This is a genomic window from Phreatobacter sp. AB_2022a (assembly GCF_026847585.1).
In the GTDB taxonomy this organism is placed as follows: Bacteria; Pseudomonadota; Alphaproteobacteria; order Rhizobiales; family Phreatobacteraceae; genus Phreatobacter.
Genome location: NZ_JAPSET010000117.1, coordinates 1 through 273, shown reverse-complemented (window position 1 = coordinate 273; position 273 = coordinate 1). Strand labels below are relative to the sequence as shown.

Annotated in this window: 1 pseudogene; it reads left to right on the top strand. The window is 65.6% G+C overall.

Going from position 1 to position 273, the window contains the following annotated elements:
• Positions 1 to 57 precede the first annotated feature (57 nt).
• Positions 58 to 273: pseudogene (locus OZ671_RS31930) on the top strand (succinate--CoA ligase subunit alpha); the annotation flags it as partial.

The window sequence follows — 273 nt, the reverse complement described above, 5'->3', positions numbered from 1 at the left end:
CGCCCAGAAGATCGTCGCCGCCGTCAACGGCAAGGCTTGAGAGGAGGGGCGAGCATCATGGCCATTCTCATCAACAGGAACACCAAGGTCATCTGCCAGGGCTTCACCGGCAAGAACGGCACCTTCCATTCCGAGCAGGCGATCGCCTACGGTACACGCATGGTCGGCGGCGTCGCGCCGGGCAAGGGCGGCCAGACCCATCTCGACCTGCCGGTGTTCAACACGGTGGTCGAGGCGCGCGACGCGACGGGCGCCCAGGCAAGCGTCATCTAC